The organism is Rhodococcus sp. MPR-R1B (genome assembly GCF_058793255.1).
Genome location: NZ_JBXAFO010000001.1, coordinates 432,911 through 454,317 on the forward strand (window position 1 = coordinate 432,911; position 21,407 = coordinate 454,317).

The 21,407-nt window shown below is 62.5% G+C and carries 22 protein-coding genes; 14 read left to right on the top strand and 8 right to left on the bottom strand.

All coding sequences use genetic code 11. The annotated features are described in order from the left end of the window. Positions 1-63 precede the first annotated feature (63 nt). The gene (locus AC1Q61_RS02135) at positions 64-1,896 is read left to right on the top strand and encodes an APC family permease (protein WP_492650778.1); all 1,833 of its coding nucleotides are present in this window, start codon (positions 64-66) and stop codon (positions 1,894-1,896) included. A gap of 8 nt (positions 1,897-1,904) precedes the next feature. Here the strand turns inward: AC1Q61_RS02135 and AC1Q61_RS02140 are convergent, their stop codons facing one another. Further along, positions 1,905-2,978: a VIT1/CCC1 transporter family protein gene (locus AC1Q61_RS02140; protein ID WP_042924901.1), complete on the bottom strand. Its 1,074-nt coding sequence runs from the start codon at positions 2,976-2,978 to the stop codon at positions 1,905-1,907. A gap of 24 nt (positions 2,979-3,002) precedes the next feature. Continuing rightward, positions 3,003-3,848, bottom strand: coding sequence for an alpha/beta hydrolase (locus tag AC1Q61_RS02145; protein WP_042924898.1), 846 nt, complete (start codon positions 3,846-3,848; stop codon positions 3,003-3,005). A gap of 191 nt (positions 3,849-4,039) precedes the next feature. Between AC1Q61_RS02145 and AC1Q61_RS02150 the strand changes: the two genes are divergently transcribed. Next, entirely contained in the window at positions 4,040-4,681 is a 642-nt protein-coding gene (locus AC1Q61_RS02150; RefSeq protein WP_042924895.1) for a DUF4232 domain-containing protein, read from the top strand. A gap of 1 nt (position 4,682) precedes the next feature. Here AC1Q61_RS02150 and AC1Q61_RS02155 read toward each other — a convergent pair whose 3' ends face one another. The 3 genes from AC1Q61_RS02155 to AC1Q61_RS02165 are packed head-to-tail and all read right to left on the bottom strand — an operon-like array spanning position 4,683 to position 7,020. Further along, positions 4,683-5,741, bottom strand: a complete 1,059-nt coding sequence (locus AC1Q61_RS02155; RefSeq protein ID WP_042924892.1) for an ABC-2 membrane transporter-related protein — start codon at positions 5,739-5,741, stop codon at positions 4,683-4,685. Then, a complete protein-coding gene (locus AC1Q61_RS02160) occupies positions 5,738-6,607 on the bottom strand; it encodes an ABC transporter ATP-binding protein (RefSeq protein WP_215516125.1) in 870 nt (289 codons plus the stop codon). The genes AC1Q61_RS02155 and AC1Q61_RS02160 overlap by 4 nt, the downstream gene beginning before the upstream one ends. Beyond that, the gene (locus AC1Q61_RS02165) at positions 6,604-7,020 is read right to left on the bottom strand and encodes a GntR family transcriptional regulator (RefSeq protein ID WP_007729675.1); all 417 of its coding nucleotides are present in this window, start codon (positions 7,018-7,020) and stop codon (positions 6,604-6,606) included. The genes AC1Q61_RS02160 and AC1Q61_RS02165 overlap by 4 nt, the downstream gene beginning before the upstream one ends. A 308-nt stretch (positions 7,021-7,328) precedes the next feature. Between AC1Q61_RS02165 and AC1Q61_RS02170 the strand changes: the two genes are divergently transcribed. From AC1Q61_RS02170 to cobU, 4 genes are read left to right on the top strand one after another with little or no spacing between them, the layout of a single operon-like run. After that, positions 7,329-8,288: an ABC transporter substrate-binding protein gene (locus AC1Q61_RS02170; RefSeq protein WP_020970983.1), complete on the top strand. Its 960-nt coding sequence runs from the start codon at positions 7,329-7,331 to the stop codon at positions 8,286-8,288. Between the two features lie 7 nt (positions 8,289-8,295). Continuing rightward, entirely contained in the window at positions 8,296-9,330 is a 1,035-nt protein-coding gene (locus AC1Q61_RS02175; RefSeq protein ID WP_042447095.1) for a FecCD family ABC transporter permease, read from the top strand. Next, positions 9,327-10,115: an ABC transporter ATP-binding protein gene (locus AC1Q61_RS02180; protein ID WP_042924885.1), complete on the top strand. Its 789-nt coding sequence runs from the start codon at positions 9,327-9,329 to the stop codon at positions 10,113-10,115. The genes AC1Q61_RS02175 and AC1Q61_RS02180 overlap by 4 nt, the downstream gene beginning before the upstream one ends. Then, positions 10,115-11,437 (top strand): bifunctional adenosylcobinamide kinase/adenosylcobinamide-phosphate guanylyltransferase, encoded by a 1,323-nt coding sequence (gene cobU / locus AC1Q61_RS02185; RefSeq protein WP_215516126.1) that lies wholly within the window; start codon positions 10,115-10,117, stop codon positions 11,435-11,437. The genes AC1Q61_RS02180 and cobU overlap by 1 nt, the downstream gene beginning before the upstream one ends. A 2-nt stretch (positions 11,438-11,439) precedes the next feature. Here cobU and AC1Q61_RS02190 read toward each other — a convergent pair whose 3' ends face one another. Then, entirely contained in the window at positions 11,440-12,225 is a 786-nt protein-coding gene (locus AC1Q61_RS02190) for an IclR family transcriptional regulator (protein WP_020909339.1), read from the bottom strand. Continuing rightward, a complete protein-coding gene (locus tag AC1Q61_RS02195; protein ID WP_042925920.1) occupies positions 12,222-13,760 on the bottom strand; it encodes an APC family permease in 1,539 nt (512 codons plus the stop codon). Before AC1Q61_RS02195 ends, AC1Q61_RS02190 begins: the two co-directional genes overlap by 4 nt. A gap of 348 nt (positions 13,761-14,108) precedes the next feature. Between AC1Q61_RS02195 and AC1Q61_RS02200 the strand changes: the two genes are divergently transcribed. The 8 genes from AC1Q61_RS02200 to AC1Q61_RS02235 all read left to right on the top strand — a co-directional run bounded on the left by AC1Q61_RS02200 (position 14,109) and on the right by AC1Q61_RS02235 (position 20,609). Continuing rightward, complete coding sequence (locus AC1Q61_RS02200) at positions 14,109-14,699, top strand: MauE/DoxX family redox-associated membrane protein (protein WP_042925923.1); 591 nt, start codon at positions 14,109-14,111, stop codon at positions 14,697-14,699. Positions 14,700-14,742: 43 nt separating this feature from the next. Next, positions 14,743-15,351: a redoxin domain-containing protein gene (locus AC1Q61_RS02205; RefSeq protein WP_492650772.1), complete on the top strand. Its 609-nt coding sequence runs from the start codon at positions 14,743-14,745 to the stop codon at positions 15,349-15,351. 75 nt (positions 15,352-15,426) lie between these two features. Continuing rightward, entirely contained in the window at positions 15,427-16,098 is a 672-nt protein-coding gene (locus AC1Q61_RS02210) for a methylamine dehydrogenase light chain (protein WP_029256402.1), read from the top strand. Beyond that, a complete protein-coding gene (locus tag AC1Q61_RS02215) occupies positions 16,095-17,414 on the top strand; it encodes a hypothetical protein (RefSeq protein ID WP_042925925.1) in 1,320 nt (439 codons plus the stop codon). The genes AC1Q61_RS02210 and AC1Q61_RS02215 overlap by 4 nt, the downstream gene beginning before the upstream one ends. Further along, positions 17,411-19,000, top strand: a complete 1,590-nt coding sequence (locus AC1Q61_RS02220) for a multicopper oxidase family protein (protein ID WP_047271941.1) — start codon at positions 17,411-17,413, stop codon at positions 18,998-19,000. Before AC1Q61_RS02215 ends, AC1Q61_RS02220 begins: the two co-directional genes overlap by 4 nt. A 27-nt stretch (positions 19,001-19,027) precedes the next feature. Beyond that, a complete protein-coding gene (locus tag AC1Q61_RS02225) occupies positions 19,028-19,375 on the top strand; it encodes a plastocyanin/azurin family copper-binding protein (RefSeq protein ID WP_042925927.1) in 348 nt (115 codons plus the stop codon). After that, the gene (locus AC1Q61_RS02230; RefSeq protein WP_080712742.1) at positions 19,375-19,698 is read left to right on the top strand and encodes a cupredoxin domain-containing protein; all 324 of its coding nucleotides are present in this window, start codon (positions 19,375-19,377) and stop codon (positions 19,696-19,698) included. Before AC1Q61_RS02225 ends, AC1Q61_RS02230 begins: the two co-directional genes overlap by 1 nt. 74 nt (positions 19,699-19,772) lie before the next feature. Beyond that, positions 19,773-20,609: a hypothetical protein gene (locus AC1Q61_RS02235; protein ID WP_042925930.1), complete on the top strand. Its 837-nt coding sequence runs from the start codon at positions 19,773-19,775 to the stop codon at positions 20,607-20,609. Positions 20,610-20,704: 95 nt separating this feature from the next. Here AC1Q61_RS02235 and AC1Q61_RS02240 read toward each other — a convergent pair whose 3' ends face one another. After that, positions 20,705-21,394: a SanA/YdcF family protein gene (locus AC1Q61_RS02240; RefSeq protein WP_019745580.1), complete on the bottom strand. Its 690-nt coding sequence runs from the start codon at positions 21,392-21,394 to the stop codon at positions 20,705-20,707. Between the last annotated feature and the right edge of the window lie 13 nt (positions 21,395-21,407).

Here is a 21,407-nt window from a genome sequence, read left to right on the forward strand (position 1 = left end):
AGCATCGTCAAGATCAGTCTCAGAGCTACGGGAAATGACGATACTGACTCGGTGAGACATGCAGTGATACTCGGACACCGTGGAGTCATATCGTCGACCATCCGCGCCGGCGGCGAACCTGAGAAGCAAAAGCTCTCCGTCGCAACCGGACTGGCGGGTCTGTCGCTCGACGCGATGGCCTCGGTGTCGTACGGTCCAGAGGCCATCGTGTTGGTGTTGGCCCTCGCAGGCGGCGCGGGGATCGGCTTCACCGTGCCGGTGACGATCGCCATCGCAGTGCTGCTTGCAGTCCTGGTGGCGTCGTACCGCCAAGTGATCGCCGCATTTCCCGAAGGCGGTGGCGCCTACGCCGTCGCAAAGAAGCATCTGAGCCCGCGGGCAAGTTTGACCGCCGCCGCGTCGTTGATCGTCGACTACACCCTCAACGTCGCGGTATCGATCGCAGTCGGTGTCGCGGCTCTGACCTCCGCCTTCCCTGCGCTTCTTCCCTACACGGTCTGGATCGCACTGGCGATACTCGGCGGCATCACGGCACTGAATCTGCGGGGCATCGCAGATTCCGCGCGGGTATTCATGTTGCCCACCGTGGTTTTTGTCGTCAGCATCTTCACGGTGATCGGTGCCGGACTACTTCGGGAAAACCCTGCCGCCGCCACGGCTCCCTTCCTCGCCGACAACGCACACACGATCGGCATTCTCCTTCTGCTCAAGGCATTTTCGAGTGGTTGCGCCGCATTGACCGGAGTCGAAGCCATCGCCAATGCGGTACCCAGTTTCAAGAAGCCTCGCGTGCGTAGCGCTCAGCGTGCCGAAGTAGCTCTGGGAATCCTGTTGGGCACCATGCTGATCGGCCTTGCCGTGTTGATCGAGAAGTTCTCACTCGCACCTGTCCCTGGAACAACAGTCCTGTCGCAACTCACTTCCGCTGCTCTCGGAAATGGTGTGGGCTACTACGTCGTCCAATTCTCCACCGTAATTCTGTTGGCGTTGGCCGCGAACACCTCGTACGGCGGACTTCCCAACCTGATGCGGATCCTCGCGGACGACAACGTGCTCCCGCACCGCTTCAGCCGAAAGTCGACGCGCGACGTCTTCACGTATGGCGTCTTGTCGCTCGGTGGCGTCGGCGCTCTCCTGCTTGTCGGATCGGGCGGAAACATGAACACCTTGGTGCCGCTGTTCGCCATCGGTGTGTTTATCGGATTCACGCTCGCGCAGTTCGGCATGGTGCGCCACTGGCTCGCCGAACGGACACCGGGCTGGAAGTGGCGATTGGCGCTCAACGGTTTCGGGGCTGCGTTGACTTCGATCGCAGCAGTGGTGACTACCGCCATGAAGTTCACCGAGGGCGCCTGGCTGATCGCTCTCGCGCTCCCTGCGCTCGTCCTCGGCATGGAACGCATCCGCGGTGCGTACACACATATCGGTACGCGGTTAACCGTTCAGGGTGAGAACGATTCTCTGTCTATCGGATACAAACCAGCGGTCCTAGTACCCGTGTCCGAAATTACGTCGCTCTCCACCCGCGCGATGGCCGCGGCAACGGCGATGTCGTCACAGCCCATCGCAATTCGAGTCTGCCTGGCCCACGAATCGACGACGGACTTCACACGCCGATGGCAAGCCCGACACACGAATTCGCGTTTGATCGTCATCGAGGACACCGAGAATTCCGTGGGGAACACCCTCGCCCGATACATCCGCACACACTTCCCCCACCGAGAGACCTTTGTTGTCGTCGCCACCATCGACCCGGCGACCAGATGGCACCGGTTCCTCCCGAGCCAACGGACCGATGAGATCGCTCATGCACTGCGCAAACACACCGAGGCCGTGGTGTGCCAGATTCCGGTTCGGATCGATCCGGCTCACCGCGATCCCGCCCTACGCGCGTAAGCCGACGCTCAGAGCGAAGTCCCGAACAACATGCCGAGCAGATACGTCGCGCCGGCAGCGCCGTAGCCGATCGCAAGTTGGCGTAGCGCCCGCTTGAATGGCGGCCCGCCCGAGAGCAACCCGACCACAACGCCCGTCGTCAGCAACGCGATCCCCACGAGAACAGATGCGACGATCAGAGCCGTCATGCCTTCCAGGCCGAACAGATACGGCAGCACCGGAATGATTGCGCCCGAGGCGAAGAAGCAGAAACTTGCCGCCGCTGCGCCCAACCCGGTTCCGACAGCTTCATGGTCGTCGACAACGTCGGCGGCGCCGAAGGTGCTGTTCGCGAGGACCTCGGCGGCGCGCTGATCCGCTTCCTCGGCGGACATGCCGCGGGCCCGGTAGACCAGGGCCAATTCGTTCGCGTCGACGTCGAGCAGTCCGACAGCTTCGCTGGCAGCCGGACCAGGATTGGACGCTTCCAACAACTCTCGCTGCGAGCGGACTGAAACGTACTCGCCGGCGCCCATCGACAGGGCGCCGGCCAGAAGCCCGGCCATGCCGGTGATCAGAACGATCTGATTGGAGACGCCGCTACCGCTGATGCCGAGCACGAGAGCGAGATTGCTGACCAGGCCGTCGTTGGCTCCGAAGACGGCGGCACGAAACGTCCCCGAGAGTCTGTTCCGACCCCGAGTGGCCAAGGCCCGCACCACTTCTTCGTGGATCTTCTCGTCCGCGCCCATCGATGCGGTCGCGTCGGCGTCGTTCGGATAGGGGGATCGTGTCTCCGCGCGCTGGGCAAGAGCGAGCACGAAGACGGAGCCGAAGCGTCTGGCCAGAAAGCCCAGTATCCGAGTGCGGATATCGCCGCGCAGTGGTTTGCCGACGTGATCGCCGAGAAGCGCTCGCCAGTGCGCCTCATGTCGACCCTCCGCGTCGGCCAGTGCGAGAAGGATTTCGCGCTCCTCGCCGCTGCGCCTACCCGCGAGGTCTCGGTAGACGGCGGCCTCGGCTTGTTCGTCGGCGAGGTATCGTCTCCAGCGCTTGACATCTCGCGGGTCTGGATCGGGTCGTGCGGCCGGAACTGTGGACATCGTGTTCCCCTTCCGGTGAGGCGGTCACGCTTCGAGTACGCGATCCATCCACGTCGTCAGATCATTGATGACGTCGTCGCGGTTGGTCTCGTTGAAGATCTCGTGCCTGGCGCCCGGATAGGTGTAATAGGTGACGTCTTCGATCCCCGCCGAGTTGTACCGTTCGACTGCGACGTCGGTACGGCTCAGCGCGGCGTTGAGAGGATCCGAGGTGCCGACGAAGACCAGGATCGGAAGGTCTTGCCGCACACCCTCGACGTCGACGAACCTCGGTCCCGCTGCGATAAGTCCGCCCATGCCGGCGTCGTCCAGGCTGAAACCGCACAGCGGATCGTTGATGTACAAATCCACCTGCGCTTCGTCACGGCTGAGCCAGTCGTGCGGAGTACGGGCCGGTTCGAATTCGGCGTTGAACTGGGCGAGGACGTCCGGGCCGTCGTTGACGAGGCTCTCGATGAGTTGATCGACCGCGGTGGTCCCCGACAGTGCGACGGCGTCGATCAGGTGCGAATGATCGAGGATGTACTGCTGCGAAGCGAACGAACCGAGGCTGTGGCTGAGCAGTACGACGGGCAGGCCGGGGTGTTTGTCGCGGATGATGCCCGTGAGGGTCACCATGTCTGCCACCAAGCGGTTCCAGCCGTCGTCGCCGATGTTGCCTGGGCCGGCGTGCATGCTCTCACCGTGGCCGCGGTGGTCCGCCGCGAAGACGTGGAAACCGCGAGCATTCAGGGCTTCGGCAACGTATGCGTAGCGTTTTGCGTGCTCACCCATACCGTGCGCGAGTTGAACAACCCCTCGAGGTTCCTGCTCGGTGGGCCATTCGTGGACATGAATGACCACTCCGTCGTCGCTGGTGAAGGTGAACATGCGCTACTCCCGGTGGTCGCGATCCGGACAGGTCATTTCTCATGCTAGATCCGCAGCGGCAATCCATCCGGGAAGTAGGTCCTGATCACCGGCGAGCCTGATTCGTTTCTGCACATCCGGCCTCGGATTCGGATATACCGGACACGGATGTTCCGGAGCCAGTTGTCGACCAGCTTGAGGAGTTCAGAGCGATGAATCCCAACCGCATGCGCAACGTCGGCTTGTTGGCGGCTCCACTTGCTGCTCTCGCCCTTCTCAGCGGTTGCGACTCGGATGAAACGGGAACGGCCGAGAGTTCACCGGCACCCGCCTCAACCACGACCGCCTCTGCGCCGACGACCCAGACCGGTACTGCCGCACCTTCGACGACCCATACCGACCACACCCAAACCACAACCTCGACGGCACCCAATCCCGAAGGCTGCGCGATCGGGGAACTGAACGTCACCCTCGGCGAGTCGAGTGGCGCCGCCGGTTCTGTGGAGCTTCCGGTGGTCTTCACCAACACGGGCAGCCGCACGTGCACGCTCGACGGTTTCCCCGGCGTCTCCTATGTCACGGGAGCGTCCGGAAGCGAAGTGGGTGCTGCCGCCGGCCGCTCCGGATCCGGTTCACTCGTCTCCCTTGCCCCTGGCTCTGCCGCAACGTCTTTGGTGCGAGCTACGAACGTCGAGAACTACCCGGCAGATCAGTGCGGCCTGACCGACGTTGCGGGACTGAGGGTTTACCCACCCAACAGCTACGACTCGGTCTTCCTCGCCTATCCCACAAAGGGTTGCTCGATGACCGGCGCGAACATCAACCAGCTGACGGTCGCGCCGGTCGCCCGCTGAGTCACGGCTTGAGGCGTCGTAGACCCCAGAGCGCCGGCAGGAGGAACAGGCCTGAAAGGATCAGGACGAGTGCAGCTTCCGTGAATTGGAATCGTCTGACCTGGTCGACCGAGTGGTACCAGGTTTCGTAGTGGTCCACTCCCTGCGCGAGCACACACGCACGATATTCGGCGTCGAGTTGGGCCAAGAAGGCTTTCTGGCGAACATAGAAATCCACGTCACTCTCGTCGGATCGCTGATCGTATTCATTGCCGGCTGTATCGGTAGTGCACGCCTGATAGTCGATCTCGACCGGCTTGCCGTTGGCATCGGTGTATCCACTCCGTATCACCCACGCCATCGAGGAGTCCATGACGTAAGTTGCGTAGAAGGTGTCGTGCTCGATACCTTGGGTCAGCACAGTCGGCTCGGCATAGTGCGGCCGTGCCAGATTCTGAAATCCCACCATCAAACCTGCGACGGCGACCAAGGTGACGGCCACCGCGGCGATGGGTGATCGCACCAGCAGTGATACCGCAGCTCCGGCGACCAACGCCATGAAAGTGTATGCACCCAAGACGATTCCGCTGGAATTGAACAGAGGGAAGAGCATCGAACTCATTCCGTATGACTGAACGGGTCCGACGTTGACCACATAACTCCAACTCTCGAATCCAACCCGAGCGGCTTCGAGAATGAAACCGAGGATCGCGGCTGCGGCAGTGAGCGGAAGAAAGACAACAACGACTCGCATCCAGAACCATCGTGCTCGACTCACCGACTGCGTCAGACCGAGAACATGTGTTTGCTGATCGATGTCGCGGGAGAATACCGTCGCGCCCACCAGCGCCCCGAGTAGTACCGGTAAGGCGGCGGCGATCGTGTTCACGCCGGTAACGGCGGTATCCGCCCAGCAGTCCCATCCGACCCCGACACACCCGAAATACGTTCCTCGGCCCTCTGTACCCAAGCTACTTCGAGTTCCGATCCCGCCGACTATCGCTGCCATAGCCAAAGCTGCGATGAATCCAAGCGACACAACGAGCGATGTCCGGTGGTGCCGCCACGTAACCCAGATCATGCCGCCACCATCGTTTCTGCGCTCAGGTGCCCGAGCACCACGTCGTCGAGAGTTGCGTCGTCGATCACCCAGCCGTCCCGAGGGCTCGGACGCACGCCCTCCACCACGTGAGAATTCGACCGCACCCCCTTCTCGGTATGAATGACCGCACCGGCGCCGACCACGTCCGAAGGATCGCCGTCCCCGATCAATACGTAATGGGCAGCGATCAATTCATCCAACGGACCGGACAATCTCGCGTTTCCGCCGCCCAGCAGAAGAAGTCGATCCGAGACGTCTGCCAATTCGGAAACGATGTGTGACGACAACAGAACTGTGGTGCCGTACTCGGCAACGTCTTCGAGCAGAGTGGTCGCGACGGACCGCCGCGCCACGGGATCAAGATCCGCCAAGGGCTCGTCGAGTAGAAGCAACTGCGGTCTGCGCCCCAGCGCCAAAGCCAGTGCAACCCTGGTTCGTTGACCTGGTGACAGAGTCTTCGCCTTTGCATCGAGAGCAATCCCAGCGCGCTCCACCAGATCCAGAGCGTACTTCGCATCCCACTCGTCGTTGGTATATGCGCCGAATCGAAGAAGTTCTGCAACAGTGAATTTGGGATACAGAGGCTTGTGCTGAGCGAGGTACGACAGGCCTGGGCAGATGCCGTCCTGATCCGGCGTGCTGCCCAGGACGGAGATCGAACCGTGGTCAGGCATCGTCAACCCGACCGCCAAGGACATCAGTGTGGACTTGCCCGCTCCGTTCACCCCGACCAGGGCAGTGATGCTTCCCGTTGCGACCTCGAAAGTGCAGGCGTCGAGCACCTTCTTCTTGCCGAAGCGCTTGTCCACGTCCTGCATCGTGAGCGCAGATTCTTGCTCAGTCATGATGTCTCCCCCTGCTTTCCGGACGGATCCGATTCGATGAACGTCTTCTCGAGCTCCAAACTCACCAATGCTTCGATGTCCGTGCGCTCGAGTCCGGCGGCCACGGCATCTGCCACCCAACGCGCCAACTCGCGCCGTAGCGCAGAGCTTTCCGCCATACCGGGCTTGGCCAGGGACTTGACGACGAACGTGCCCAATCCGGGCCGCGGAGCAACAAGTCCGTCGCGCTCGAGTTCCTTGTAGGCCTTCAGGACTGTGTTCGGGTTGATCGCGAGCGCTCCCACGACGTCCTTGGCTGTGGGCAGCCGATCCCCGACTTGGAGATCACCGAGCCTGAGCGCCTGCTTCACCTGAAGGACCAATTGCACGTAAGTGGGAATGCCGGATCGGCGGTCGATACGGAAGTCGATCATCCGAACCCTTTCACTAGTTCATTAGTGGAATAGATATTTACCCTGCCTTGACCTCCCGGGTCAAGCCAGACGACCCCTGTAAAGTGCAGATGCCCCGGTTCACCGGGGTGCCACGCTGCTCGTGTGAAGTTCGGTGAAACCCCGGCACTGTCGACGCAACTGTGAATTCGCCCGTCACTACTCGAGGCGAACGAGTCAGGTCACCGGCCTCGTGGCGACACGATGGTTCTCGGACGAAGGACCGCTCGTGGCGCTTCGCCTCGCGGCCGCGCTGCTCGCGACCCTTCACCACTAGCGGAGGGGTGGCTGTGAGTACTCGGCCGACACGTAGATTCAGATCTGTACTTGCAGCACTGACGGTGAGCACCGCACTGCTTGCCGGTGCGTGCAGTAGCTCGACGTCAGATGCACCCGCAACCACAGCGGCCTCGGACGGCTCGTTCCCGGTGACTGTTGTTTCCGGTCCCACGGATTCCGGCACGGACATCACCATCGAGTCACGTCCGCAGTCGATCGTGTCACTCAGTCCCAGCGCCACCGAGACCCTGTGGGCCGTCGGCGCGGGCGATCAGGTGAAGGCCGTCGACAATCAGTCCGACTACCCGGCCGGTATCCCGGTCACCGATCTCTCGGGCTTTCAACCGAACGTCGAAGCCATCCTCGGCTACGCACCGGATCTGGTGATCGCATCGGATGACATGAACGATCTTGTCTCCGGGCTGCAAAAGGCGAAGGTGCCGACCCTCCTACTACCCGCAGCCACAAGCATCGACGACGTCTACGCCCAGATCGAGCGCGTCGCGAAGGCCACCGGCCACGAGGACAAGGGCACCGAAGTTGTCGACACCATGCGCTCGGACATCGACGCCGCTGTCGCCAGTGTTCCTGCGCGCCAACAGCCGCTGACGTACTTCCACGAACTCGACTCCTCGCTCTACACCGTCACGAGTTCGAGCTTCGTCGGGCAGATCTACTCGCTGTTCGGAATGAAGAGCATCGCCGACGCCGCGGGGCAGGGTGACTATCCGCAGTTGTCCGCCGAATTCGTGGTACAGGCCAATCCCGATCTCATCTTTCTCGCAGACTCCCAATGCTGTGGAGTGACAGCAGAATCCGTCGCCGCTCGACCCGGGTGGAGCGGCATGAAAGCGGTTACCGGCAACCAGATCCATGTGCTCGACGAAGACCTCTCCAGCCGCTGGGGACCTCGTGTCGCCGACCAGGTGAAGGCCGTCGCGGCCATCGTTGCCCAAGTTCCCGCGGCCTGAGCACTCGATGATCAAAGCCGGTATCTCCCAACATCGGACCGCCGTTCTGCTCGGCGCCGCGCTCATTCTGTGCGCTGCCTTGCTGATCGGTGTTCTGGTGGGGCCGGCCGGTTTGACGCCTGATCGGACCATTCTCGAACTTCTGGACGGAATACCCGGCATCCATATAGATTCCGGCCTCACCGCAACACAGCAGGCGATTCTCTGGCAGATCCGGCTTCCGCGAGTAGTCCTGGGCGCGTTGGTCGGAGCAATGTTGGCCGTAGCCGGCGCCGCCTACCAGGGCGTGTTTCGAAATCCCTTGGCAGATCCGTATCTCCTCGGAGTTTCCAGCGGAGCCGGACTGGGCGCAACCCTCGCCATCGTTTCGGGTGGAGCGCTGGGCATGTTCGGAATTCCCATGGCCGCCTTCGTCGGTGGTGTGCTGGCGGTGTTCGCAACTTATTCGCTCGGCCGAAGCATTGGCGGGCCGCAGAACGCGGTAGTCATCATCCTCGCCGGTGTCGCAGTCGCAGCGTTCACGAATGCAGCGCAGACTTTTGTTCAGCAGCGGTTCGACGATTCACTGCGCGAGGTCTATTCCTGGCTACTCGGCGGACTGTCCACCGACGGTTGGTCGGAAGTTCTCGTTGTCCTGCCGTACGTTGCGCTGGCCTCAGCCGTCATCCTGGTACACCGGCGCGTACTCGACGTGATGGCCGTCGGTGACGTCGAAGCCGCCAGCCTCGGCGTCGACCCGGCCAGATCACGCCTGGTGCTGGTGCTCGCCGCAACTCTGGGAACGGCCGCGGTCGTGAGTGCAAGTGGACTCATCGGCTTTGTCGGAATCGTTGTTCCCCATGCGGTTCGACTGGTCGTCGGCCCGTCTCATCGACTGCTTCTCCCCCTGTCACTCATGCTCGGAGCGGCGTTTCTCGTCCTCACCGACGTTGCCGCCCGCACGGTCATGGCACCGGCCGAACTCCCCATCGGGGTTGTAACCGCGATGATCGGCGCTCCGTTCTTCCTTCTGGTTCTGCGCCGCAGTCGAGTTTCCGCATGACCGACACCGCAGTGCGATGCCGCGACCTCCGAATCAACCTCGGCGGCAAAGACGTCGTCGACGGCATCGATCTCGATGTGACACCCGGCGATTGGGTTGCCGTGGTCGGGCCGAACGGCGCCGGCAAGACGACCTTGATGCATGCCCTCGCTGGATTGATTCCGTCCATCGGTGAACTCACCGTCGGGGGACTCAACCCACGCAGTTCGAGCCGCAAGGCCATGTCAGCCGTCGTCGCGCTGATGCCTCAGCGCCCGGTGGTACCCGAGGGCGCGACGGTTGCCGAACTGGTTGCGCTCGGCCGTACACCGTATCTACGACGCTTCGGAACCGAAACCGCCACAGATCGTTCGGTGATCTCTTCGGTGATCGAGAGGCTCGACCTCACCGAGTTCGCAGATCGACGAGCCACCGAACTTTCCGGTGGCGAATTGCAGCGCGTGGTCCTGGCTCGGGCATTGGCTCAAGAACCGCAGGTACTGCTCCTGGACGAACCCACCAGCGCGCTCGACATCGGTCACCAACAGCAGGTTCTCGACTTGGTGGAGGAACTGCGTGAAGCCGACAACATCACGGTCATCGCCGCGATGCACGACCTCACTCTCGCGGGTCAGTACGGTCGACGAATCGTGTTGCTGGACAAGGGCAGCGTGGTTGCCGACGGCACTCCCTCATCGGTGCTGGAGGCAGACCTCCTCGGCCGCGTGTACGGCGCTCGGGTCGAAATCCTGGACCGGCCCAGCGGTCCCATAGTTGTTCCGATTCGGCAGGAAGGCACCCGCTGATGGAATTGGTGATGCTCGGCACCGGTGCTGCCGACGGTTGGCCGAACCCGTTCTGTACCTGCCCTTCCTGCCTGGCCGCCCTGTCGAGTGAAACCATCCGCGGGCACACTGCCGCCCTGGTGGACAACAGAATCCTGTTGGATTGTGGTCCGGAAGTACCGCGTGCCGCGTCGCGATTCGGTCGCACGCTGGCACACGTCGAACACATCCTGCTGACGCATTCGCATCCCGATCACCTCGGCCCGATGGCATTGCTGTTCCGGTCCTGGGCCTCGCGCACCGAACCACTACAGGTTCTCGGACCACCCGACGCGCTCGATCTCTGCCGAGACTGGGTAGGCCCGGACGATCCGGTGACCTTCACACCGCTCGAGACCGACCAGTCGATCATGTTGGGCACCTATCGTGTTCGCGCACTCGAGGCCGCGCACGAAGTACCCACCCTTCTCTACGACATCACCGACGCATCCGGAACCCGAATCTTCTGGGCCACCGACACCGGGCCTTTGCCCGAATCAATTGTCGACGCCCTTGCCGACGCGCGTTTCGACGCCGTCTTTCTCGAAGAGACCTTCGGCTACAAGACCGACCACGGCACCGGGCACCACGATCTGTCGAGTTTCGCGGAGACGGTGTTGCGGCTCCGCAACTGCGACGCGATCACCGATCGAACCGATGTGGTCGCCGTACACCTCGGGCACCACAACCCCGTCGAAAACGAACTCTCGGAAGCACTTCGTGTGTCAGGGGCGCGAGCGGTTCCGGATGGAGCTGTGCTCGAGATCGGGGTAGGACAGAGCCATCGAACTCTGGTCACCGGTGGCGCCCGCTCGGGCAAGTCCACTTACGCGGAGGGCCTGCTTGCCGGCTACCGGCACGTCACGTACATCGCCACCGGGGATCCGCTGGACGACGATCCCGACTGGATCGAACGAATTGCGTCGCATCGCGCGCGGAGGCCGCCGACGTGGACGACGGTAGAGACCTCCGAGGTCGCCGAAATTCTCGTGGCCGCAACAACACCGATCCTGATCGACTGCCTCGGCACGTGGCTGACCGCACGTCTGGACCGACATCAGGCGTGGGCGACAGAAGATCTCAGCGACGTCCACGCAGATATCGACCGGTTGGCCGACGCCTGGACCGCCTGTCCGGTTCCGATTGTCGCCGTCACGAACGAAGTGGGAAGCGGCGTCGTCCCGGACACGAAGTCCGGGAGACTGTTCCGCGATCTACTCGGTCTGGTGAACAGCCGCATCGCCAGTGAATCGGAGTCCGTGGTCCTGATGACCGCCGGGCTCCCCCTGAGCCTGCGCGTGTGACGTCAGAGCAATCCGGTGAGCTGACGCGCGCAATCGAGTAGGAAACCGACCAACTCTCGATCCTCGTCCGTCACTCGCCCGCTCGCTCCCTGAACACACAACCCGCCGGCCACCTGGTCTGCGTGATCTCGAACCGGTACTGCGACCGCGGATCGACCCAGGCGACATTCCTGGTTCTCGAATGCAAAACCCTGCAGGCGAACAGACCTCAACTGCTCATACAACGCATCGAAATCACCGAGGGTGAACTCCGTGACCCGGCGAAGTTCCAAACCCGAAAGCAGCCGCTCGTCGTGCGCCAACAGAACCTTCCCCAGCGCATTCGCGTGAAGGTTCTTGGCCAGTGCCGCTATTCCGATGATCTCGTGATCCGGATCCTTGTCGACGAACCTCAAGCGCCCACCAGCGAATGAGGCGACGTGCAATCCGAACCTCGTGTGTGTCCGCATGTCCTCGACGCGCTCGTGCAGCGTCGGCGCCGGACCACTCGACGACGCCGCATGCGAGAGCTCGGCAGTCCGACGCCCCAACGCGAACCCTGACAGGTCCGGCACCCGCACGAGAAAGCCCTCCGCCACCAGCAGATTCAGCATCCGGTACGCCGTGGCCGATGGAACGCCTGCAAAAGTGGCGATCTCCTTCGCGGTTGTTCCCGGTCCCAGATGAGCCACCGCCTCGAGCATCCCCAGCGCCTTCTGGACCGCACGCGGTTGTTGTCCACTGAAGTGGGTCTCGTCGCCGATCTGTTTGCCTGATCGTGGACCAGCGGTTGCACGGTCCGCGGTCACCGCCCATGCTCCGGCGAGTCACCCTCGGCGGTCCCACGATCCGGAACGAGTCGCCTTCGCCCGTCACCGTCGATCAGCAGAGTGCCCGCACCGGGCAACAGGTCCGCCGTCTCGACGCTGTCGAAAGCGCCGACCATCAGAAGGCTTTCCGGTCTGGCTCTTCGAAGCAATGAACTCCACACTGTCCCCGACACAGCAACAGCAAGAGCAGCGATCGGCAGTGCCCACATCCCGTGAACCGCACCGTCGAGAACGATGTAGACCAGTAGACCGGCACCGGCGACGCTCACGGATACGGTGCATATCCGGGTCAGCGAAGTATGTTCCCCGATTCGGCGCAAGAACTTCCACGAAGCAAAGGCCACCAGCGTGTAAGCGCAGACCAACGCGGTCTCCACCACGCCGTCGAAGGATCCCGAATCGTCGCGAACCGTATCCGAATAGATGAATACGCCCGCCGCACTTACCGCGACGAACGCAAGTACCGCAACGTACGGGGTGCGGAACCGTCTGTGTACGCGAGCGAGCGGCGCAGGCAGTACCCGTTCGATCCCCATCGAGTACAACAACCGCGAACCCGCCTGCGCACAACCGAGAGTGGATGCGAACCAGGAACACGTCATTCCGATCTTGACTGCCAGAACCACTTCCGCGCTGGCTCCGGATGCCGTTCCTTCGAAGTACGCTCCGACGATCGTTGCGCCGTGGCCGGTCATCGCCGCCCAGGCCGCAAAAACGAAGAGGACCCCGCAGATGATCGGCGAAATGAGAACCGTGCGTGTGACGCTGATGAGTGGTCGTTTTGCTTCCGGGCCGAAGAAGGCCGAGCTTTCGAAGCCCGCCATGCTGAGCACCGTCAGCATCGCGAGAAACGGAACTGCACTCAGCGACGGATTCGGCAGGGCAACAGCAGTTGTCGTGTCACTGTGCGTCGCCAGCATGACCACGACGATGAGAATCAACGAGCACGCTTCGACGACCAGGATCGCTCGGGTGGCGAACCGGACGCCTCGCACTGCAATCCACGCGACGGCCAGGGCAATCGCCACCGTCGTGATCACCGTCGCGGCAGGCCCTCGCACGTCGGGGCCGACAATGGCGATGGTATCGAGCAGACTCGGAACTGCCTGCGAGAAAACCGAAACCGAGATTCCGAGATACCCGAGTACCAGTGCGGCACCCGCCGTCAGTGTCGCCCGGATACCGGAGCCTTGGAAGACGAAGCTGTACAACGATCCTGCTGCTGCCAGTCTCCGCGTGAACTGAGTGATGCAGAACGCAACGATAAACACCGCCGAAGTTGTCGCAGCAATCGCAGCCAACCCGACGTAGCCGGGACTGTAGGTGATCATCCACAGGGCGATGAACACCATTCCCGTTGCCGGAGCGATCGTGGAAAGTGATTGCCCCAACAGGTCGATCGGGGTCAGACGTCCTCGTCCGAGACCACGGAGCGGGGAGAACACGGGCTCACTGTGTTGATCCGCATTCTGCGCTCGCGTGATCGCCGCACGCAGTGCCGCACTCACGGCCATGTGTCACCGTCCGTCGCGTCCAGGCCCGAACCTACGAGCGAATTGTCAGAATTCGGTCAAGTTAGTCCGCTTATGTTTCCGCGCAGTTTCCACGATGGCGCGCACAGAACTTTCAAGTGAGAATCCGACTCTGTTTCCCACCCAGCGTCATGCCGGATCAAGGGCGGCCGACGGTATCCGGCCCCTCCGGGAGCACCTTGACCTGCGAGTTCTCCGATTCTCACACGACAACTGCTCTCTCAGTTGCACCTCGTCCAGGCGTAGCGCGGTCGACGCGGGTTCGCAGCATCGCCCGTACAGGATGTGTCCCACACACCACCGGCACTACCCGAGAGGAACGGAGGAAGCATGCACTTGGTCAGCGCCACCACTTCGGCGATCATCGGATTTGTTCTCCTGCTCGCCGGCATTCCCAAGCTGAACGACCACGACGGGGTCCTTCGTTCGGTGCGCGGATACAAAGTGTTGCCGGTGCGACTCGAAGTACCGATCGCTCGCATCCTTCCCGTCGCGGAAACCGTCGTAGGCATCCTCCTGGTTCTCGGCGTGGCCCATCGCCTCGCCGCCTTGGTTGCTGCCGTCATGTTCGCGTCGTTCTTCACGGGCCTCACGATCAACCTCCTGCGTGGGCGACGCGATCTGGACTGCGGATGTTTTGCATTCGGAGTCGGCGAGATTCCGCGTATCGGATGGTTCCACGCCGTTCGCGCCGGAACACTCGCGGTGATCGCTGTGGCACTGTCGGTCACCGCCGGACAGGCTGAGATCGGCGTCCAGGTCGTGGCGGCGACCTTCGGATTCCTCCTCGTCCTGGCTGGAGTTGCTCTCGCACAGATTCGTTCGGTGGTCCACCTCGGACGACGCCCAGTCGACGACTATCTGTCGAGCGCCTCCATCCGCCTACGAACCGCCGAAACCGCGTCCCGGTACGGCTCGTGACTCACATCCCCACCACTGAAAACTCGAAGGCAGGACTACCACGATGACCACTTTCCTCCTTGTCGCGACAGTGATCCTGGTGATCGCCGTAGCCGTACTGTTCTTGATGGTTCTTGCTCTGGCTCGTGAAATCGGCCGCGTACAAGTACGTCTCGGACCTCTCGGTGCCCGGATGATGGATACCGGCCCCAAGGTCGAACAGGCCGGCCCGTCGTTTGCCGGTCTCATCGATCAGGAAGGACGGACCGTCGGAGTCGGTGGTCACCGCGACAAACCTCAACTCCTGCTGTTCACAGCACCGAGTTGCTCGACATGCAAGAGCCTTCTTCCCGGCGTAAGGGCAATGGCCCGAGCCGAATCGGATCTCGACGTGATCATCATCTCCGACGGAACACCCGAAGAGCATCGCGAGTTCCTGGCCGGCAGCGGGATCGGTTCCGAGCTCAGTTACATCGACGCTCGAGACGTCGGTATCGCATACCAGGTGGGCACCACTCCGTACGGCGTGATTCTCGACGAGCACGGCAAGATCCGAGGAAAGGGCCTGTGCAATCACATGGCTCAGGTGGAAAGCCTGCTCAATGCGCTCGAATCCGGCACCCCCTCACTCCAGCACCTTCATGCCCAGGCGAAATCCGGCAGCGTGGCCTGATCTTCCTGCACAGTTCGATCCTCTTCACGAATCAGGAGAAAATCGTTGGACGACAATGAATTCCCGCAGCACAACATGACGGAGAATCGATATCCCGTCGACGAGGCGACAGTTCAGGCCCAGGCCGAATGGATGGCGGGCCAGGGCGGTTCGCTCACCAGTCGAACCGGACGCAAACTCTCCGAACGAGTTTCGCGGCGTTCCATGATCAGTCGGATCGGCAAGTGGACCATGGGTGTGTCAGGAGTGGCACTGATCAGCACACTTCCTGTGACACGTAGTGCCTTCGCCCAGGAACCCGAGGTTCCTGCGCCGGCACCTGGCCCCGAACCTCTTGTCCCTGTCTACGACGGTAAAGATCCGGCCGAGTGCGAGTACTGGCGCTGGTGCAACATGGACGGAACGTCCTGTGCCGCATGCAACGGCGGCGGTGTCACCACCTGCGCCCCCGGCAGCAAGCCCGGCGCAGAGTTCTGGGTCGGATGCTGCACCAACCCTGATACCGGCAAGACCTATCTGATCGCCTACTACGACTGCTGCGGTGCGCCTTCGTGTTCCAACGCATTCTGCGGCGAACCGGACATGCAGGCCGTGATGTACAACCCGGTCTCCGGAAGCTACGACCAGGAAATCATCTGGTGTGTCTCCGACGAGTCCCAGGCATACACCTGCACGATGGCGCCCATCATCGGTGAGGACTGCCAGACTCGACCGGCCGAGCGCCCCAAGGTCGGTGCCGGATCATGAGCAGTCCGCGAACCCGAAAACTGGCGCGACCCGCCGTTGCCGTCATCCCACTCACCGTCGTACTCGCGCTGGCCGGTTGCAGTTCGTCCGACAACGACGAACCCTCGAGCGCAGGCGATGTCACCTATCCGACAGTTCCGTTCACTGCTCCGGGCGAGGGGATCTCCCTCGGTCACGACGACCAGGAAATCGGCGATACCATTCCCGAGCCGTTGCACGTCGGTTCGATCACCCCGATCGCAGCTGACCGCTTGCTGGGCGTCGAAGGTGGATTCGGCCAACTCGAGCTCAGCGTCAACGTCATCGATCCGAAAACCGGTGTGGCCGAGAGCCGGATCACCGTCGGCCCTGGTATCTGGGATCCGGTCATTCACGGATTCGTCGGGGATTCCGCCGAGGATCCTGCGGTGCTCGCTGCCGAGGTGTGGCGGCCCCGAGGTTCCCGCGGCGCGGCAGATTTCACGGTCAGCACCTACTCCGGAAACCTGCTGGAACCAGCCGAGGTCATGCTTCCGGACGTCGCACGCGTACATTCCCGTCCCGGCTCGAACGCCGTGACGTCCGACGGCAAGTTCTTCGTCACGTGGGACGACGGTTTGTACGGCATCAGAGTGGTCGACCTCGAGAAGAAGGAAGCGACCGGTGCACTCCAGATAGTCGGCTGCGGTCCGTTCACGTGGATGGTCGATCACGAGCTGTACAGCGTCTGCGAGGACACCCGGGAACTGCTGCACGTCACGATCGGTGACGACGGTGTTCCGAAGGAAACCGCCCGAAGCAAGGTCCTACCCGAGGATTTTGTCTCCACCCGCAAGGTCACGTGGGCCTCGGAAGCACAAAAAGCCTTGCTGGTCAGTGAGAACGGCGATGTGTACGTCTTCGACTTCTCCAACGGACTGCCTCAGGAAGGTGTCAAGCCGATCGGAAACGCCGGGCAGGACTCCGGTCGATTCTCGGAGAACGTCATCAACGCCGACGCAACCCGGCTCGCAATCGCGTACACGGACACGGCTATTCATCCGGACTCTGCTAGGGGAGGCTCACTGGTCAAGATCGACTTGTCCGATGCAACGACCTTCGCCCCGGTGAAGAGCTTGACGCTTGCAGACCTCGGCTTGACAGACATCAAGAGCATGACCTTTTCCGTCGACGGCGCCACGTTCTACGTGCTCGGTACCGGACCTGAGGTCGAAGGCTCCGCTCCGCAGAAGATCGTGGGTTACAACGCGAGCACCGGCGAGCAGGTCAGTTCCGTCGATGTCTCGGGCAACGTCGGGGATGTCAGCGGGTTGATCACACCAGAAGTACTCCGATGAGTCGTCCCGGATCCGGTGTGGTGATGGGCCGGCGCCGCTTCCTGAGTTTGGGAGCACTCGGCGCCGGAGCACTCGGGCTCGGCGCAATGGGGACGATTGCCGGATGCAGTTCCACTGCAGCATCTCCGACGCCGACGACCGATCTCGACTACATCCTGCCCACCGACCCGGAAGTTGCCGCCGCAGAATCGGCGCGAGCCTGGAACGGGACCACCGCTGCGTTTGCCCTTGCCGCCGGATTCTCGACGGTAGATCTTGGCGGACGCCTCGTGGACACGTGGACGTACGGAGGCGCTGCGGTGGCTCCGGAACTTCGCCTGAAGTCCGGTGACCGGGTGAACGTCAGCGTCCAGAACGGCCTCGACGCCGAAACAACACTGCATTGGCACGGAATTCGAATCCGCAACGACATGGATGGCGCGGCACCCACCACGCAGGCTCCCATCGGCGCCGGTTCGAGTTTCGAGTACAACTTCATCGCACCGGATCCGGGAACGTACTGGTACCACTCGCACAGCGGATTACAAGCCGATCGGGGGCTGTTCGGCGCCTTGATCGTCGAGAACCCGAACGACATCACCGGGGCCGACATCGATGCCGTTCTGGTGCTCGACGACTGGCTCGACGGATTGGGTACCACACCGGATTCCGTCCTGATGGCCCTGAACCCGGCAATTTCGGGCGGGCACGGCGGACACGGCGGTGGGGCAACAACTCCGGCGGAACACTCGGAAGCCGACATGTCCGTCGCGCAACAGTTGGTGAGCGGCGGACACGGTTCTTCCGAACCACTCGGCGGGATGACTCAACACATCGCGTATCCACTGCACTTGATCAACGGGCGGCCACCCAACGATCCTGCTGTCGTGACTGCAGCGCCCGGTTCGACCCTGCGACTGCGAATCATCAACGCAGCCGCCGAAACTCCGTACCGGTTTGCTGTGGCCGGTCACGAGATGACAATTGTCGCTACCGATGGCTACGACGTGGAACCAACTCCCGCCGACACCATCATCGTCGGAATGGCGCAGCGCTACGACGTGCTGGTGACGGTGAAGTCGGGAACATGGCCGGTGGTGGCGAAGGTCGAGGGCCGAGATGGTTATGCGTCGACCGTCCTACGCAGCACCGACGCGTTGGCGCTGGCGAACCCGGATGTCGGCGGAAACCTCTCGGAACTGGCCGGCCGACTGGTCACCGAAAGCGAACTCCGGCCCACGGAATCCGCACGGCTCGAGACGAAATCGCCTGATCGCGACTACCGCATCGAGTTGATCCAGGCCGGCGATCGGTACGTCTGGGGAATGGCGGGGGCCGATGCAGGCAAGCTCGTCATGAAACAGGGCGAACGGGTCCGGATCACGATGAAGAACGCGTCCACGATGTGGCACCCCATGCACACCCACGGCCACACGTTTGCGGTACCGGATTACGGCGGACTTCGCCGCGACACCGTCAACGTCCTACCCGGCACCGAGCTTGCCATCGAGTTCGACGCCGACAATCCCGGCGAGTGGATGTTCCACTGCCACAACGCCTACCACTTCGAGGCCGGCATGACGGCAAATCTGCGTTACGTCCGCTGACAAGTCGAAGAATGGAGAGAACACCTCATGAAGAAACTCGTTCCCGCTTTCCTGGCCGCGTGCGCTGCCCTGAGCCTCACCGCCTGCAGTAGTGATGCCGGTGCGTCGTCGGACGAACCTGCAGTCGTGATCGAGGTGAAGAACATGGCGTACACACCGGCATCGGTCGCAATCGAGAAGGGACAGACCGTCGAATGGAAGTTCGACGACAGCGGACTCCCCCACGACGTGGTCGGCAACGGTGATCTCGACGGGAAACTGAAGAGCGAGTTGCTCACCGAGGGAACCTTCTCGTACACGTTCGACGACGCCGGAACCTTCACCTACCACTGCACGCCCCACCCGATGATGGTGGGCACCGTGATCGTTCAATAGTGAGGAGGTGGATCGCCGGCTTCGGCCTCGCTGTCGCGGCGACGTGTGTCCCAGCTTGCGGCACAGAAGATCCCGTCCCCGACGTGGTGGTCGAGATCAGCAATGTTCAGTTCAGCCCGATGGACGTCACCGTGGAACACGGCGGCACCGTCGAGTGGCGCTTCGACGACGGTGGACTCCTGCATCATGTGGAATCACCCGGCCTGTTCGACAGTGGTATCACCGGAGACGGAACGTTCCGGCACACGTTCGAGAGCGTCGGCGTCTACGAGTATTCGTGCTCCGTGCACCCGTACATGATCGGAGTCATCACAGTGCTGTGAACACTGGCTCATCACTTTTCGCTGCGACTTCGACTCGACACTTTTCCTGAACCACAAACACTTCGGAGGATCTGATGACTACTGTTCTCTCACACGGCCCACTGCAGACCGATGTCCCTGACATCCGGCCGACCCTTCAAGGCTCGGTCGGCACCGCGACCCGTGTCAGCCTCGTCGCGGCGGGCGCCGCTGCGGGTGCCGGCCTCGCACTCGTGGCCACGCCATCTGCGACAACAGCTTTGACCACAGCTGTTATCGGCGCCGGACTGGTTACGTCGCTGGCCGCGAACTGGTCGACCTGCGGAATGTCCGTCGCCGGAGTTGTTGCCGCGCCGAAGCAAGTCGATCGGAAGGGATCCTCGACTCCCGTCCGCCGACTCGGCTGGCACGCTCTGGGTTCGGTCACGACGGGAGCCGTCACCGGGGCATTGATCGGCGCTCTCGGTGCGGCGATGTCCGGGTACGTGCCGATCGGCTGGGCGCTCGGCGTCTGGGCCGTCGTCGCGGTTGCCTACGGGCTGCATGAATTGGGTGCGGTGAGCATGCCGACTCCGATGCGGCGCCAACAGCTTCCGCGCCATCTGCGCCGCACGATGGCGCCGTGGAAGGTCTCGCTGATCTTCGGCGCGATCATCGGTCCGGGATTTCTGATCTTCATCCGCTCGAGTGCGTACTACCTCTTGGCACTCGGCGTCATGGCTTCGGGTACACCGGCTCTCGGGGCGGCGCTGTTCACGGTCGTATCCCTTGGCCGCTGCATGCCCAGCCTCGCGGCAATCGTGCACACCAAGCGCGGTGGCTCGATGCCGGGATTCCTCTCGATCATGTGCGTCGTGGACCGTCGCGTGCAGAGCGTCACCGGCGCGGCATTGATCGCACTGGGAGCATTCGCCGCCGCAGCACTGATCTGACTCTCGACCGAGCACCCTTCACCTCGAGTGAACACACGCTCCGACTCTCCGGAGCGTGTGTTCGCTCGACAGAAACCGTGCGCACTCACCCCGCGTCAGGGAATCGACAGCGCCACCTGGACCGAGTCCTCCGACGGCGACGTCACCTTTGCGTCCCGACTCCACAGCATGTCCAGCGCTGCCTTGGGCTTGGCAAGAACCCACTCCCGGGCGGCGTTCTTGATCAGCGTCGGAGTTGCGCACCCGCAATCGCTGTTCACACCGTCTGCGTCGATGCCGACGTCTCGGCACAATGCAACAGCGCGGGGCACGTGATACCCCTGAGTGACGATCAACGCCTTGGTCACCCCATACGTATGTATGGCCCGGAAGCAGGTGTCATAGGTGTCGAGGCCGTACGGATCCCCCACGATGCGACGCTCATCTATTCCCTGCTCCACCAGGTAGTTCGTCATCGCCGCGATCTCGTCACCCGAGCCGCCGTTCGCGTCGCCGGAGACCAGGACCGCTTTAGCCTTTCCCGCTTCCACCAGTTCTACTGCTGCGTCCAGCCGCCCTTTCAGGAAAGCCATCGGCTTACCGTCCTTGATCTGCGCGCCCAGCACGATCACGACCGGAGCATCGGGAGCATCGGCGGCGTCCGACGTGTGGCCGGCCGACGCCACGGAAATCCACACGATCGAGCCTGCGTAGACAACCGCTCCGAGCACCGCAATGCCTGCGACCCAACGAGGCCACCGGCGCTTGCGCGGCGGTTTCACTGGATCTGCAGCAGCTTCGTCCATTCGTCGATCAAAC

What these genes read in the sequence shown, in the direction of transcription:
- AC1Q61_RS02140 (WP_042924901.1), bottom strand. Translation starts at nt 2,978, where the DNA reads ATGTCCACAGTTCCGGCCGCACGACCCGATCCAGACCCGCGAGATGTC.
- AC1Q61_RS02145 (WP_042924898.1), bottom strand. Translation starts at nt 3,848, where the DNA reads ATGTTCACCTTCACCAGCGACGACGGAGTGGTCATTCATGTCCACGAA.
- AC1Q61_RS02150 (WP_042924895.1), top strand. Translation starts at nt 4,040, where the DNA reads ATGAATCCCAACCGCATGCGCAACGTCGGCTTGTTGGCGGCTCCACTT.
- AC1Q61_RS02155 (WP_042924892.1), bottom strand. Translation starts at nt 5,741, where the DNA reads ATGATCTGGGTTACGTGGCGGCACCACCGGACATCGCTCGTTGTGTCG.
- AC1Q61_RS02160 (WP_215516125.1), bottom strand. Translation starts at nt 6,607, where the DNA reads ATGACTGAGCAAGAATCTGCGCTCACGATGCAGGACGTGGACAAGCGC.
- AC1Q61_RS02165 (WP_007729675.1), bottom strand. Translation starts at nt 7,020, where the DNA reads ATGATCGACTTCCGTATCGACCGCCGATCCGGCATTCCCACTTACGTG.
- AC1Q61_RS02175 (WP_042447095.1), top strand. Translation starts at nt 8,296, where the DNA reads ATGATCAAAGCCGGTATCTCCCAACATCGGACCGCCGTTCTGCTCGGC.
- AC1Q61_RS02180 (WP_042924885.1), top strand. Translation starts at nt 9,327, where the DNA reads ATGACCGACACCGCAGTGCGATGCCGCGACCTCCGAATCAACCTCGGC.
- cobU (WP_215516126.1), top strand. Translation starts at nt 10,115, where the DNA reads ATGGAATTGGTGATGCTCGGCACCGGTGCTGCCGACGGTTGGCCGAAC.
- AC1Q61_RS02195 (WP_042925920.1), bottom strand. Translation starts at nt 13,760, where the DNA reads ATGGCCGTGAGTGCGGCACTGCGTGCGGCGATCACGCGAGCGCAGAAT.
- AC1Q61_RS02200 (WP_042925923.1), top strand. Translation starts at nt 14,109, where the DNA reads ATGCACTTGGTCAGCGCCACCACTTCGGCGATCATCGGATTTGTTCTC.
- AC1Q61_RS02205 (WP_492650772.1), top strand. Translation starts at nt 14,743, where the DNA reads ATGACCACTTTCCTCCTTGTCGCGACAGTGATCCTGGTGATCGCCGTA.
- AC1Q61_RS02210 (WP_029256402.1), top strand. Translation starts at nt 15,427, where the DNA reads ATGACGGAGAATCGATATCCCGTCGACGAGGCGACAGTTCAGGCCCAG.
- AC1Q61_RS02215 (WP_042925925.1), top strand. Translation starts at nt 16,095, where the DNA reads ATGAGCAGTCCGCGAACCCGAAAACTGGCGCGACCCGCCGTTGCCGTC.
- AC1Q61_RS02220 (WP_047271941.1), top strand. Translation starts at nt 17,411, where the DNA reads ATGAGTCGTCCCGGATCCGGTGTGGTGATGGGCCGGCGCCGCTTCCTG.
- AC1Q61_RS02225 (WP_042925927.1), top strand. Translation starts at nt 19,028, where the DNA reads ATGAAGAAACTCGTTCCCGCTTTCCTGGCCGCGTGCGCTGCCCTGAGC.
- AC1Q61_RS02235 (WP_042925930.1), top strand. Translation starts at nt 19,773, where the DNA reads ATGACTACTGTTCTCTCACACGGCCCACTGCAGACCGATGTCCCTGAC.
- AC1Q61_RS02240 (WP_019745580.1), bottom strand. Translation starts at nt 21,394, where the DNA reads ATGGACGAAGCTGCTGCAGATCCAGTGAAACCGCCGCGCAAGCGCCGG.